Raw genomic sequence first — 13614 nt, 5'->3', positions numbered from 1 at the left:
AACCACTACAGGGGGAGTACTACAAATGAAGTCGTTGCAGCGACACCCTACGAAAAGAGACCGGCTTGCGAAAGCTCACGTACTACATCGCCTGCTCCATCGACGGCTTCATCGGTGACCCGAGCGGTGATGGAACGGCGATGATCCGCTTCCTCGACGAGGAGTTCCTCGACTTCTTCCGGCAGGAGTACCCCGAGGCTGTGCCCACCCATGGTCGCCGGGCCCTCGGCATGGACGACCTGCCGAACAAGCGGTTCGACACGATCATCCAGGGGCGCGGCAGCTACGACCTCGCCCTGAAGGAAGGCATCACCAGCCCCTACGCCCACCTGCGCGAATACGTCGCCTCCAGCACCCTGACGGAGTCGCCGGACCCGAACGTCGAGATCATCGCGGACGACCTGGTCGGGAAGGTCCGCGAACTGAAGGCGGAGGAGGGCGAGTTCGGCATCTACCTGTGCGGCGGATCCACGGTCGCCGGTGAACTGCTCGACGAGGTCGACGAGCTCGTCATCAAGACCTACCCGATGGTGTACGGCGCGGGCATGCCGATGTTCGGCTCCGGCGTCACGATCGCGGACTTCGCCCTGGAGTCGGTGCGCACGTTCGGCAACGGCGCACTGGTGCGCACGTACAGCAGGAAGCGCTGAGCTTCCGACCGGCCTACTCTGAGGTCATGGGCAGCGAACAACACGTCTGTCCCACCTGCGGACAGCCAGTGGAAACAGTCGTCCGGCGCCACAAGACGCTGGGCACATGGGTCCCGCTCTGGGTGGCGGGCCCGTGCCACAACCCCGAGTGCGGGGCTTACGACGCGGAAGGCGCCCCCGGCGGCGATACCGGCCACGCCCGCGATACCGGCCACGGCGGCAGCGGTGATGGCGGCCAGGGCGCCCGGCCCCCGGAACGCGACCGGCCCGCCGGCGCCACCAGCCCACCTGCCACGGGCCCGCCCGAACCGGCCCCGGGAGAAACCGCCGCGAAAAAACCCTGAGCCCGTGTCGAGATGCGCGGCCCGGCTCCGACGTTCCCTGTGAAGAGCCGCCCACCAGGGCGGTGAGAGCCGAAGGAGCGGACTCATGAAGTACCTGGTCATGGTGCAGGGCACGCAGGCGGACTACGAAGCCATGCGCGGCAAGGCGTCGGCGGACTCCCCGGCCTGGAGCGAGGAGGAGCTGCAGACCATGTTCGCCTACATGGGCGCCATCAACGACGACCTGTCCGAGAGCGGCGAGTTCGTCGACGGGCAGGGCCTGGCCGAGCCGGCACAGGCCCGGCACGTCACCCTCGGTGACGACGGCAAGGCCGTGATCACCGACGGGCCGTACAGCGAGACCAAGGAGCTGCTGGCCGGCTACTGGGTCCTGGAGTGCGAGAGCCTGGAGCGGGTCACGGAGATCGCCGACCGCGTCGCCCGCTGCCCCCAGCCGGCCGGCGCCCGACTACCCGGTCGTGATCCGCCCGATCATGGACGGTTCCGGGGACATCTGACAACCGCCCGATGCCGACGGACACGCTGGTGCGAAGCACACCCGAGATCGAGGACCTGCTGCGCGGCAACGCGCCGCAGGTACTCGGCGCGCTGGTCAGACGGTACGGGCACTTCGACGCCGCCGAGGACGCCGTACAGGAGGCGCTGCTCGCGGCCGCCGGGCAGTGGCCCGAAGCGGGCGTGCCCGGCAATCCGCGCGGCTGGCTGATCAAGGTCGCCTCGCGGCGGCTCACCGACGCCCTGCGCAGCGATCAGGCCCGTCGTCAGCGCGAGGAGCGGGCGGCAGCGCTCACGCCCCGCGACGCCTTCACGGCGCCGCCGCCCGGAGAGCGGGCACCCCGCGAGGACGACACGCTCTCGCTGCTGTTCCTGTGCTGCCACCCGGACCTTTCGCCGCCCGCGCAGATCGCGCTCACGCTGCGGGCCGTGGGCGGGCTGACCACGGCGGAGATCGCCCGGGCCTGTCTCGTCCCGGAGACGACCATGGCGCAGCGCGTCAGCCGGGCCAAGCAGAAGGTGCGGGGCGTGCGCTTCGGCCGCCCGGACCGCTGGGAACAACGGCTGCCGTCCGTCCTGCAGACCCTCTACCTGATCTTCAACGAGGGTTACACGGCCACCTCCGGCGCCACCCTGCAACGCCGCGACCTCGCGGGCGAGGCCGTGCGGTTGACCCGCACGGTCCACCGGCTGCTGCCCTGCGACTGCGAGGTGACCGGTCTGCTCGCGCTGATGCTGCTCACCGACGCCCGGCGCGAGGCGCGCAGCGGCCCGCACGGCGAGCTGATCCCCCTCGACGAGCAGGACCGCGACCGCTGGGACCGCGCCGCGATCGAGGAGGGTGTCGCGCTCATCACCCGGGCCCTGTCCCGGGGCCGGCCGGGGCCGTTCCAACTACGGGCCGCGATCGCCGCCGTGCACGACGAGGCATCCTCGCCCGAGGCGACCGACTGGGCCGAGATCCTCGGCCTGTACGACGTCCTCGTCGGCCTGGTCCCCGGCCCGGTCGAGCGCCTCAATCGAGCCGTCGCCGTCGCCATGGTCCACGGTCCGCGCGCGGGCCTGACCGAAGTGGATTCCCTGGCCGACGAGTTGAAGGGCCACCGCCTGGACGCCGTACGGGGTCATCTCCTGGAGCGCGCGGGCGAGCCCGAAGCCGCCCGGGCCGCCTACGAGTCGGCGGCCGCGCAGACCCTCAGCCTGCCCGAGCAACGCTATCTCCGGTCCCGGGCGGCGCGGTTGGGCGACTAGCGTGTACGGCATGGGCATACCGGGGGAGCGGCGCCGCACCGTGGGGCGTCTGGTCGTGGTCGTGTGGGCGCTGGTCGTGGCCGTAGCAGGCGGGCTGACGCTGTGGATGCAGGACTCGACGCAGCCACCGGGCCCGTACGTCTGGGAACAAACGGACCCCGGCGACGCGCAGCATCTGCCGCCCTGCCCGACACCCCGGGCCTGCGCGTACGCCACCACCCCCTAGGGGGCTCGGAGATGTGTCAGGAACTCCCTAACCGCCCCGCCCGCCCGTCGCCGGGTCGCGGGTCGTCAGGCAGTACGTGCCGCCCGCCGGGTCGCGCATGACCGTCCAGCCGGGGAATGCGGCCACGAAGGCGGCCCCGAGCTCCTCGTGCCGTGCCCGGGTCGCCGGGACGTCCGCGCAGGCGAGGTCGAGGTGGGCGGAGGCCGGGCGTTCCTCGGCGAGGCGTTGCAGGAGCAGACGGACCGGCAGGCCGGGCGGCGGCTCGACCACGTGGAACTCCGCACGGGAGCCCGGCCGCGACTCCCAGCCGTCGAGCAGCGCGCTCCAGAAGGCGACTTCCCTGTCGAAGGCCGGGGCCGGGACGTCCACGCACACCTGGTCGAGCCGGCTGCCCCGCACCACACCCGGCCGCGACGACTGCCCACGCCACGGGTCCGCGCAGAACAACTGCCCGCCGGGCGAGCGCAGCACGACGAGCGACCCCAGATCGGCCACCACGCCCGCACCGAGCCGCACCGCCGTGGCGGCGAACTCCGGTACGTCGTCCACACAGAAGTCGATGTGCGCACCCCCGGAATCCGGACCGACCGCCTGCACCTTCAGGCACGCGTCGGCGCCGTCGGGCAGCAGGGTGACGAACTCGTCGTGTTCTCCGCGCAGTTCGGACAGGCGGGTGTCCGTGACGGCCGTCCAGAAGTCGCAGGCGGCGCCGAAGGCCTCACGCGGGCGGTCGATGAAGGCGTACGTCCAGCTGATCCTCATGGGCGCGATCGTAGAGGGGCCGCGTGACCGCCACCTGCGTGAACCTTGACCTGCCCTTGCCGCACCGTTCCACGTCCATTGGCCTGCGCTTGTTTGCATTCAGGAATGGACCACATCACGTTCCTCGTGGCGGTCGTCATCGTCACGGCGCTCGCCTTCGACTTCACCAACGGATTCCACGACACGGCGAACGCGATGGCCACGTCCATCGCCACCGGCGCGCTCGCACCCCGTACTGCGGTCCTGATCAGCGGTGTCCTCAACGTCGTCGGTGCCTTCCTGTCCACGGAGGTCGCCAAGACCATCTCGGGCGGCATCGTGGACGACACCCTCGTCTCTCCGGGCATGATCTTCGCGGGACTGGTCGGCGCGATCCTGTGGAATCTGCTGACCTGGCTGGTCGGCCTGCCCTCAAGCTCCTCGCACGCCCTGTTCGGCGGTCTGATCGGGGCCGTGTGGGTCGGGGCGGGCAGCCAGGGCGTCAACTTCGAGAAGGTCGTGGAGAAGGTGCTGGTGCCCGCGGTGGCCTCGCCGATCGTGGCGGGTGTCGCCGCGCTGATCGCCACCTACCTCGCCTACCGGCTCACCGACCGGGCCCGTGAGGACTCCGTCACCAAGGGGTTCCGCATCGGCCAGATCGCCTCGGCCTCGCTGGTCTCCCTGGCCCACGGCACGAACGACGCGCAGAAGACCATGGGCGTCATCACCCTCACCCTGATCTCGGCCGGCGCGCTCGGCCACCACGCCGACCCGCCGCTGTGGGTCATCGCGTCCGCGGGCCTCGCCATCGGCCTGGGCACCTACCTGGGCGGCTGGCGCATCATCCGCACCATGGGCAAGGGCCTCACCGAGATCCAGTCGCCGCAGGGCTTCGCGGCCGAGACCGCCTCCACGACCGTCATCCTGACCTCCGCCCACCTCGGATTCGCCCTGTCCACCACGCAGGTGGCCTCGGGCAGCATCCTCGGCGCGGGGCTCGGCCGACGGCTCGCGGAGGTCCGCTGGGGCGTCGCGGGCCGTATGGCGGTCGCCTGGATGGTCACCCTGCCCGCCGCCGCGCTGGTCGGGGGTCTGGCCGCCGCCGTCGTGCAGAACGGCGGGGACCTCGGCACGGCGGTCGTCGCGCTGGTCGGCGCGGCCCTCGCGGCCGGCATCGTGGTGATCTCGCGCCGCAACCCGGTGCACGCGCACAACGTCAACGACGCGCACGAGGTCAGCGTCAGCACCGAGCCGCCGGCCAAGGTCGGCGCGGCCGCCTGAACGACGGGAGCAGGACATGCATCTGGACTGGACCGCACTCGGCGAGGTCGCCACGGTGAGCGTCGGCGTCACGGTCGCCGTGGTCGTCGTCTTCGCCCTCGGCCTCGCCCGCCTGGAGGGCGCCCGCGCACAGCAGGGCGGCACCTCCGCCCTCGGCCTCGGCCAGGCCACCCTGTGCTTCCTCGCCTGCGCGGCCGTGGTGGCGTACGGGATCTACCTGATCGTCCCTCAGCTCCACTGAGAGCGCGCACGACGAAGGGGCCCGACCGGTTCGCGGTCGGGCCCCTTCACCGTACGAAGGCGATCAGGCCTTCTTGGTCTCCCAGAAGATCTTGTCGATCTGGGCGATGTAGTCCAGCGCCTTCTGACCGGTCGCCGGGTCGGTCGAGCCCTTGGCGGCCGAGAGGGCCTTCAGGGCGTCGTTGACCAGCTGGTGCAGCTCCGGGTACTTCTCGAAGTGCGGGGGCTTGAAGTAGTCGCTCCAGAGCACCGAGACGTGGTGCTTCGCGAGCTCGGCGCGCTGCTCCTTGATGACGGTGGCGCGCGCCTGGAAGTGCGGGTCGTCGTTGGCGGCCATCTTCTCCTGCACGGCCTTCACCGACTCCGCCTCGATGCGGGCCTGGGCGGGGTCGTACACACCGCAGGGAAGGTCGCAGTGGGCACTGACCTTGACCTTGGGGGCAAACAGGCGGGAAAGCATGGAGCATTCCTTCCTCGTGATCGTCTTCTCACAGGGGACATTACTCCGTGAGGGACGGCTTTTCGCGGGTGCCCCCATGGGCTTAGGACAAAAGTCCGGGGTGAGACTGAGACTGGTGGAGGAAGAACCGGGGAGGTGCCGGGTGATGCCGGAGCTGTCGCAGGAGTCCGAGCGGGGGAGGCCGGCCCCGCCCTTCGGGGTGGCCGAGGTGACCGGGCCGTCCATGGTGCCCACGCTGTACCACGGGGACCGGCTCCTGGTGCATTACGGCGCCCGGGTCAGGCCCGGGGACGTCGTCGTGCTGCGGCACCCCTTCCAGCAGGACCTGCTGGTCGTCAAGCGGGTCGCCCAGCGGCGCGAGAGCGGCTGGTGGGTGCTCGGGGACAACGCGTACGCCGGCGGCGACAGCACCGACTACGGCGTCGTGCCCGACGACCTGGTACTGGGGCGGGTCCGGTTCCGCTACCGGCCGCGCAGGTCGGACGGGCGGTCGCCCTGGGCGCTGCTCGGCTGGGCGCTGTCGGCGGCCAGGCCCGTCTTCTCGGGCAGGTCGGGCCGGGCGGCCTCCAGGCGTTTGCGGGCGCGGTAGGCGGCCACGTTGGCCCGGGTCGCGCAGCGGTCGGAGCAGTAGCGCCGGGAGCGGTTGGTGGAGGTGTCGAGATAGGCGTTGCGGCAGGGCGCGGCCTCGCACAGGCCGAGACGGTCCGCGCCGTGCTCGGTCAGGTGGAACGCCAGGCCCATCGCCGCGATCGCCGCGTAGCCCGCGGTGGCGTTCGACGGGTGGTCCGCCAGGTGCATGTGCCACAGGGGGCGGCCGTCGTCGTCACGGAAGTCGTGCCCCGAGATCTGCGGGCTCACCGGGAACTCCAGCAGCAGCGAGTTCAGCAGGTCGACGGCGAGCCTCTCGTCGCCCGAGTCGGCGGCCTCGAAGACCGCGCGCAGCCGGGCCCGGACCGCGCGGAAGCGGGTCACGTCCGCGTCGGTGGCGCGGCGGGCCGCCGACTGGCTGGGCCCGAACAGATCGCGGACGGCCTCGACCGACGTCAGGGCGTCCTTGCCCCGGGCCGGTTCCTCGGTGTTGACGAGGCGCACGGCGTAGTCCGAGTAATAGGCCAGTTCCACTTGTAGTCCTTACGGAGGGGCTTTTTCGTCGGGGGTGTGCATTTGTAACAGCTGATGGTGCTTCCAGGGTATTACGAGGGAGGGGCTCGATGACGGACGCCGACATCACGACGGCCACCGCCGACTGGCACGCCTGGCAGGAGAGCTGGGACCGGCAGCACCGCCCCGCGCGTCCTCGACCTCGCCTGCGGCACGGGCAGCATCACCGCCCGGCTGCTCGCCCGCTTCCCGGACGCCACCAGCACCGGTGTCGACCTCGACCCGGCGCTCCTCGCCATCGCCGAGGGCACCTTCGCGGGCGACGACCGGGTCCGTCTGGTCACCGCCGACCTCAAGGACCCCGACTGGCCGGCGAAGCTGCCGTACGACGCGTACGACGCGTACGACGCCGTCCTGACCGCGACGGCCCTGCACTGGCTGCACCGGGAACCCCTCGCGGACCTCTACGGCCAGGTCGCGGGACTCGTCCGCGCCGGCGGTGTCTTCATGAACGCGGACCACATGATCGACGAGACGACGCCCCGGATCAACGCGGCGGAGCGGGCGCAGCGGCACACCCGCATGGATCAGGCCAAGCGGGACGGCATCCTCGACTGGGCCGGGTGGTGGCAGCTCGCGGCGAAGGACCCCGTTCCCGCCGAACCCACGGCCCGGCGTTACGAGATCTACGGCGAGCATGCGGAGGGCGACCTGCCCTCGGTCCAGTGGCACGCGCGCGTGCTGCGCGAGAAGGGGTTCGGCGAGGCCAGGCCCGTGTGGTGCTCGCCCTCGGACACCCTGCTGCTGGCCGTGAAGCAGCGCGCACGAAGGGGGCGGTACGGAGATTCCGTACCGCCCCCTCGCCGTGCGTACCGTCAGAGCACCTTGGACAGGAACGACTTCGTCCGCTCGTGCTGCGGGTTCGTCAGCACCTCGCGCGGGTGACCGGATTCGACCACCACACCGCCGTCCATGAAGACGAGGCTGTCGCCCACCTCGCGGGCGAAGCCCATCTCGTGGGTGACGACGATCATCGTCATGCCGGACTCGGCCAGGTCGCGCATGACGTCCAGGACGTCACCCACCAGCTCCGGGTCCAGCGCCGAGGTCGGCTCGTCGAACAGCATCAGCTTTGGGTCCATGGCCAGCGCCCGGGCGATGGCGACGCGCTGCTGCTGACCGCCGGAGAGCTGGGAGGGGTAGTTGCCCGCCTTGTCGGCCAGGCCCACCCGGTCCAGCAGCTCCAGGGCGCGCTCGCGGGCCTTGCCCCTGCTCACGCCCTTGACCTGGACCGGCGCCTCCATGACGTTCTCCACGGACGTCATGTGCGGGAACAGGTTGAAGCGCTGGAAGACCATGCCGATGTCCCGGCGCTTGACCGCGACCTCGCTGTCCTTCAGCTCGTAGAGCTTGTCGCCCTTCTGCCGGTAGCCGACCAGATCGCCGTCGACGTACAGACGACCGGCGTTGATCTTCTCCAGGTGGTTGATGCACCTCAGGAAGGTCGACTTGCCGGAGCCGGAGGGGCCGATGAGGCAGAACACCTCGCCGGACTTCACCTCCAGGTCGATCCCCTTGAGGACCTCTACGGGACCGAAGGACTTGTGAACGCCCTCGGCCTTGACCATGGCGGTCATGCGGTGCCTCCCGTCGACGCCGAGCGGTTGGACAGGGACAGCAGGTTCGCCTTGATCTTCTGGAACGGCGTGGCCGGCAGCGACCGGCTCGAACCACGCGCGTAGTACCGCTCCAGGTAGTACTGGCCGATGCTGAAGATCGACGTCATCAGCAGGTACCAGGCCGCCGCCAGGAACAGCATCTCGGCCGGCGCGCCGGAGGTCTGGCCGATGTCCTGAGCCGCGCGCAGCAGCTCGGGGTACTGGACGACCGAGACCAGCGAGGTCGTCTTCAGCATGTTGATGACCTCGTTGCCCGTCGGCGGCACGATCACGCGCATCGCCTGCGGGATGACGATCCGGCGCAGCGTCTTGGAATGGCTCATGCCCAGCGCGTGCGACGCCTCGGTCTGGCCCTCGTCGACCGAGAGCAGACCGGCCCGGCAGATCTCCGCCATGTACGCGGCCTCGTTGAGGCCGAGGCCCAGCAGTGCCGTCAGGAACGGGGTCATGAAGTCCGACCACTCGTCCTTGTAGAACGGCCCGAGGTTGATGTACTCGAAGACCAGGCCCAGGTTGAACCAGACGATCAGCTGCACCAGGACCGGGGTGCCGCGGAAGAACCAGATGTAGAACCACGCGATCGACGAGGTCACCGGGTTCTTCGACAGGCGCATCACGGCGAGCATGACGCCGCCGACGATGCCGATCACCATGGACAGCACGGTCAGCAGGAGCGTCTTGCCGACGCCGTCCAGGATGCGGTCGTCGAAGAAGTAGTCCGGGATCGCGCCCCAGTTGATCTTTCCCTGGGAGAACGCGTAGACGACCCCGACCAGCAGGGCGATGGCGACGACGGCGGAGACGTACCGCCCGTAGTGCCGGACCGGGATGGCCTTGATGGCCTCCGGTCCGGCCGGGGGCGTGTCGGCCGGCGTCTTGTCGATGTCAACAGTCACGGGTGTTGCCTTTCAGTGCCGCTGCGCTGCGGTCACTTGCCGCCGTTGATGGTGGCCGCGTCGATGGAGCCGTCCGTGACGCCCCACTTCTTCATGATCTTCTCGTACTCGCCGTTCTTGATGAGCGCGTCGAGTGCGGCCTTGAGGGCGTCCCGCAGCTCCGTCTGGTTCTTGGCGACCGCGATGCCGTACGGGGCGGCCTCGACCTGCTCGCCGACCAGCTGGAAGTCCTTGCCGCCGCCGGAGGTCTTCACCGCGTACGCGGCGACCGGGAAGTCGGACGAGCCGGCGTCGGCGCCGCCGGCGCGCAGACGGGTCTGGGCCTGCTGGTCGTTGTCGAAGGCCTCGATGGCGATCTTCTTGCCGGCCGGGCACTTCTTCGACTCGGCCTTGGCGAGGTCCTCGGAGACCGTGCCGCGCTGCAGCACGATCTTCTTGCCGCACAGGTCCGACCAGGTCTTGATGCCCTGGTCGTCGCCCTTCTTGGTGTAGATCGACACACCGGCGGTGAAGTAGTCCACGAAGTCGACGCCTTCGCCGACCTTCTTGCCGGTGTCGGAGTCGATGCCCTCCTGGCGGTCCTTGGTGTCGGTCATCGCGGACATGGCGAGGTCGTACCGCTTGGAGCGCAGACCCGTGATCAGCGTGTCGAACGTACCGTTCTCGAACTGGAAGTCGACCCCGAGCTGCTTGCCCATGGCGGCGGCGAGGTCCGGGTCGATGCCGACGACCTTGCCGGAGCCGTCCTTGAACTCGACCGGGGCGTAGGCGATGTCGGAGCCGACCTTGATGACACCCTTGTCGCGGATGGCCTGCGGCAGCTTGTCGGCGAGCGGGGCCGAGGCCGCGGTGTCGCTCGAGCCGGTGTCCTTGGTCTGGTCACCGCATCCGGTGAGCATCAGCGCGCCTGCGACCGCGATCGCACCGACCGCTGCTAGCCGGGAGTGCGCGGCGGTCGTACGACGGGTGGAGCTTGCGGTCATGGTGGGTTCCTCCGGCGGATGGGTGGAGTTGCCGATGGGGCGGGCCGCCGCCGATGGGTTCGGCACGGCCGCGGCACGCCGAAGGGTTCGGCAGTGCCGTGGGTCGACGAGAGCACACCTCTTCGAGTGTCGCGACCTCGTGTGATTACGGCATCTTGCCATTCGGACTGCGCGATTCTGGGGGCCAGCCATGTCAAAATCGGATAACGGGCGACCCCCGAACCGCACCACTCCGGTACATCACGGCCGGACCTTCTATAGGAATCACCCCTTCCGGCAGGAAGATCTTCGGTAAATCCCGGGATTTCCATACGGGGGCCGCAGGCTTCGCCGATGCTTGAGTGGTTGTGGCTCGTTTGTCCAGGTCTTGTCCCGATTTTGGACGAAGCGTCGGGGCGACGTCATGTGACCTTCGCGTTATGGACTCGTCCCCGATGCCGTCCGTCCGGTAAGAAGGGTCTTTACACCCCTCATCCGGGGCTCAGGGCGCGTGTGCGGCGCGCCCGTCGCGTACGCGCCCGTACGTATACACGTACCAGCACGACATGGGCCTACGCGGTGCCCGCCCACCCCTCACCAGGAGTGGCCACCCTCAAAACAATGAAGATTTAAGGGGTAAAACGAAGTGGCAGCGGAGATCGTCAATCCTCGCAGCGAGAGCAAGACCGGCGATACGGAGCACGAGGGCAGTGCGGAGCCCCTCGACTCCTTCGACCCGGCGTTCGCGCTGCACCGCGGCGGCAAGATGGCTGTGCAGGCCACCGTGCCGGTCCGTGACAAGGACGACCTGTCCCTGGCGTACACGCCCGGCGTCGCGAAGGTGTGCAGCGCGATCGCGGAGCAGCCGGAGCTCGTGCACGATTACACGTGGAAGTCGTCGGTCGTGGCCGTCGTGACGGACGGTACGGCCGTGCTGGGCCTCGGTGACATCGGGCCCGAAGCCTCCCTCCCGGTGATGGAGGGCAAGGCGATCCTTTTCAAGCAGTTCGGTGGCGTGGACGCTGTTCCGATCGCCCTGGCCTGCACGGACGTCGACGAGATCGTCGAGACCGTGGTGCGGCTCGCGCCGTCGTTCGGCGGCGTCAATCTGGAGGACATCTCGGCACCCCGGTGCTTCGAGGTCGAGCGCAAGCTCCAGGAGCGGCTGGACATCCCGGTCTTCCACGACGACCAGCACGGGACGGCCGTGGTGACGCTGGCCGCCCTGCGGAACGCCGCGCGGCTGAGCGGGCGGGCGCTGGGGGAGCTGCGGGCCGTCATCTCCGGCGCCGGTGCGGCGGGTGTCGCCATCGCCAAGATGCTGGTCGAGGCCGGGATCGGGGATGTCGCGGTGGCCGACCGCAAGGGTGTCGTGTCGGCGGACCGGGACGACCTCACGCCGGTGAAGCAGGATCTGGCCGGGTTCACGAACAAGGCCGGGATCACCGGGTCGCTGGAAGCGGCGCTGGAGGGAGCCGATGTGTTCATCGGCGTCTCCGGCGGCACGGTCGCGGAGTCCGCGGTGGCGACGATGGCCAAGGGCGCGTTCGTCTTCGCCATGGCGAACCCGAACCCCGAGGTGCATCCCGAGGTCGCGCACAAGTACGCGGCGGTCGTCGCGACCGGCCGGTCGGACTTCCCGAACCAGATCAACAACGTGCTGGCGTTCCCCGGGATCTTCGCGGGGGCGCTGCAGGTGCGGGCCTCCCGTATCACCGAGGGGATGAAGCTGGCCGCCGCGGAGGCGCTGGCCGCTGTGGTCGGAGACGATCTCGCGGCCGACTACGTCATTCCGTCGCCGTTCGACGAGCGGGTCGCGCCGGCGGTCACGGCCGCGGTGGCGGCGGCTGCTCGGGCCGAGGGTGTGGCGCGGCGCTGAGGCCGACCTGACGTTGGTGTGATGTGGCCCCGCCCGGGATCGGGCGGGGCCACATTTTTGCGTTCGGGTGGGGCTGTTCGGGTGGTGCGTCTGCCTGCGGCGGGCTGTGGGGGTGCGCGTCTTCGCCTGACCGTTGGGTGTGGGGCGGGGCCGCGCCGGGGGGTGTCCGTCCTCGGAACGGCGCGATGGACCCTCATGCCGACTGACTGGCGTTGACGCGCCAACCGCTGCGGGCGGACCCCCCGACACGGCCCCTTCTCGCCGTACGCGGGTGCGGGCGCGTCCGGCTTCGCGTCATAGGCGGTGGCCCCAGCAACACCGGTGCCCACCTGGCAAGAGGGCGTGTCTCACAGGGGTGGATGGTTCCTTCGGTTCCTCGGGGAACCTATCGTCAAGGTCATGTTCGCTGTCTACGCCGCCCGAATCGACCGCGACCAGCCGCTGTCCGGCCTGGAGTTGGGAGAGCGTCCCGCTCCCGAGGCCCGTCCCGGCTGGAGTACCGTCACGGTCAAGGCCGCCTCCCTCAACCACCACGACCTCTGGTCCCTGCGTGGCGTGGGCCTCGCAGAGGACAAGCTGCCGATGATCCTCGGCTGTGACGCCGCCGGCGTCGACGAGGACGGCAACGAAGTCGTCCTGCACTCCGTGATCGGACAGAGCGGGCACGGGGTCGGCCCGAAGGAACCCCGTTCCATCCTCACCGAGCGCTACCAGGGCACCTTCGCCGAGCAGGTCGCCGTGCCGACCTGGAACATCCTGCCCAAGCCCAAGGAGCTCTCCTTCGCGGAAGCGGCCTGTCTGCCGACGGCGTGGCTGACCGCGTACCGGATGCTGTTCACCAACGCGGGGGTACGGCCCGGGGACTCCGTGCTGGTGCAGGGCGCCGGTGGCGGTGTCGCCACGGCGGCGATCGTGCTGGGGAAGGCCGCGGGGCTCCGGGTCTTCGCCACCAGCCGGGACGAGGCCAAGCGGAAGCGGGCCCTGGAGCTCGGGGCCGTGGAGGCGCTGGAGTCCGGGGCGCGGCTGCCGCAGCGGGTCGACGCCGTGATCGAGACCGTCGGGGCCGCCACCTGGTCCCATTCCGTGAAGTCGCTGAAGCCCGGCGGCACGCTGGTCATCTCCGGTGCCACCAGTGGCGACCGGCCCTCCCACGCCGAGCTGACCCGGATCTTCTTCCTGGAGCTCAAGGTCGTCGGGTCCACGATGGGCACCAAGGACGAGCTGGAGGACCTGCTCGCGTTCTGTGCCGCCACCGGGGTGCGGCCCGTCATCGACGAGATCATGCCGATGGACCGGGCGCGAGAGGGCTTCGAACGGCTGGCTTCGGGTGAGCAGTTCGGGAAGGTCGTGCTGACGAATCCCTGAGTCCTCCTGAATCTTGCGACGACGGTCGGTCCCGGGTGGGCCGG

The 13614-nt window shown here is 69.9% G+C and carries 13 protein-coding genes and 3 pseudogenes; 10 read left to right on the top strand and 6 right to left on the bottom strand.

Features of this window, described 5'->3' with window-relative positions; genetic code table 11:
- The first annotated feature begins 65 nt into the window (after nt 1-65).
- From IE153_RS30800 to IE153_RS30785, 4 genes and pseudogenes are all read left to right on the top strand, one after another.
- Nucleotides 66-650 carry a dihydrofolate reductase family protein gene (locus tag IE153_RS30800; RefSeq protein ID WP_189593024.1) on the top strand — a complete coding sequence of 195 codons (585 nt, stop codon included), beginning with the start codon at nt 66-68 and terminating at the stop codon, nt 648-650.
- A gap of 429 nt (nt 651-1079) precedes the next feature.
- Nucleotides 1080-1491, top strand: a pseudogene (locus IE153_RS30795) (YciI family protein).
- 10 nt (nt 1492-1501) lie between these two features.
- Nucleotides 1502-2740, top strand: coding sequence for an RNA polymerase sigma factor (locus IE153_RS30790; RefSeq protein ID WP_189593023.1), 1239 nt, complete (start codon nt 1502-1504; stop codon nt 2738-2740).
- 10 nt (nt 2741-2750) lie between these two features.
- Entirely contained in the window at nt 2751-2966 is a 216-nt protein-coding gene (locus tag IE153_RS30785; RefSeq protein WP_189593022.1) for a hypothetical protein, read from the top strand.
- Between the two features lie 27 nt (nt 2967-2993).
- Here the strand turns inward: IE153_RS30785 and IE153_RS30780 are convergent, their stop codons facing one another.
- Nucleotides 2994-3728: a VOC family protein gene (locus IE153_RS30780; RefSeq protein ID WP_189593021.1), complete on the bottom strand. Its 735-nt coding sequence runs from the start codon at nt 3726-3728 to the stop codon at nt 2994-2996.
- 105 nt (nt 3729-3833) lie between these two features.
- On the opposite strand from IE153_RS30780, the gene IE153_RS30775 reads away from it, so the two are divergent.
- Both IE153_RS30775 and IE153_RS30770 read left to right on the top strand, forming a co-directional pair.
- Nucleotides 3834-4988: an inorganic phosphate transporter gene (locus tag IE153_RS30775; RefSeq protein ID WP_189593020.1), complete on the top strand. Its 1155-nt coding sequence runs from the start codon at nt 3834-3836 to the stop codon at nt 4986-4988.
- 16 nt (nt 4989-5004) lie between these two features.
- Nucleotides 5005-5229, top strand: coding sequence for a hypothetical protein (locus tag IE153_RS30770; protein ID WP_189593019.1), 225 nt, complete (start codon nt 5005-5007; stop codon nt 5227-5229).
- A gap of 63 nt (nt 5230-5292) precedes the next feature.
- On the opposite strand, the gene sodN is transcribed toward IE153_RS30770, so the two are convergent.
- Complete coding sequence (gene sodN / locus IE153_RS30765) at nt 5293-5688, bottom strand: superoxide dismutase, Ni (RefSeq protein WP_007491258.1); 396 nt, start codon at nt 5686-5688, stop codon at nt 5293-5295.
- Here sodN and sodX point away from each other — a divergent pair.
- Nucleotides 5600-6085 (top strand): annotated as a pseudogene (gene sodX / locus IE153_RS42930) (nickel-type superoxide dismutase maturation protease); the annotation flags it as partial. The gene sodN and the pseudogene sodX sit on opposite strands and share 89 nt — an antisense overlap.
- Nucleotides 6086-6150: 65 nt before the next feature.
- Here the strand turns inward: sodX and IE153_RS30755 are convergent.
- The gene (locus IE153_RS30755; protein WP_438817950.1) at nt 6151-6810 is read right to left on the bottom strand and encodes a CGNR zinc finger domain-containing protein; all 660 of its coding nucleotides are present in this window, start codon (nt 6808-6810) and stop codon (nt 6151-6153) included.
- A gap of 89 nt (nt 6811-6899) precedes the next feature.
- Here IE153_RS30755 and IE153_RS30750 point away from each other — a divergent pair.
- Nucleotides 6900-7605: pseudogene (locus IE153_RS30750) on the top strand (class I SAM-dependent methyltransferase); the annotation flags it as partial.
- 59 nt (nt 7606-7664) lie between these two features.
- Here IE153_RS30750 and IE153_RS30745 read toward each other — a convergent pair.
- Genes IE153_RS30745 through IE153_RS30735 form a run of 3 tightly spaced genes read right to left on the bottom strand, consistent with a single transcriptional unit; the run spans nt 7665 to nt 10347 of the window.
- Complete coding sequence (locus IE153_RS30745; protein WP_031103312.1) at nt 7665-8426, bottom strand: amino acid ABC transporter ATP-binding protein; 762 nt, start codon at nt 8424-8426, stop codon at nt 7665-7667.
- Nucleotides 8423-9364, bottom strand: coding sequence for an amino acid ABC transporter permease (locus IE153_RS30740; RefSeq protein WP_189593017.1), 942 nt, complete (start codon nt 9362-9364; stop codon nt 8423-8425). The genes IE153_RS30745 and IE153_RS30740 overlap by 4 nt, the downstream gene beginning before the upstream one ends.
- A 32-nt stretch (nt 9365-9396) precedes the next feature.
- Nucleotides 9397-10347 (bottom strand): ABC transporter substrate-binding protein, encoded by a 951-nt coding sequence (locus tag IE153_RS30735; protein ID WP_189593016.1) that lies wholly within the window; start codon nt 10345-10347, stop codon nt 9397-9399.
- A 625-nt stretch (nt 10348-10972) separates the two neighbouring features.
- Here IE153_RS30735 and IE153_RS30730 point away from each other — a divergent pair.
- Entirely contained in the window at nt 10973-12205 is a 1233-nt protein-coding gene (locus tag IE153_RS30730; RefSeq protein ID WP_189593015.1) for an NAD(P)-dependent malic enzyme, read from the top strand.
- Nucleotides 12206-12604: 399 nt separating this feature from the next.
- On the top strand, nt 12605-13570 hold the full coding sequence (locus tag IE153_RS30725; protein ID WP_030851724.1) for a zinc-binding dehydrogenase: 966 nt from the start codon (nt 12605-12607) through the stop codon (nt 13568-13570).
- The last annotated feature ends 44 nt before the right edge of the window (nt 13571-13614 follow it).

The sequence above is a fragment of the Streptomyces massasporeus genome (assembly GCF_014648995.1).
Taxonomy (GTDB): domain Bacteria; phylum Actinomycetota; class Actinomycetes; order Streptomycetales; family Streptomycetaceae; genus Streptomyces; species Streptomyces massasporeus.
This window is presented reverse-complemented; position numbering and strand designations above follow the sequence as displayed.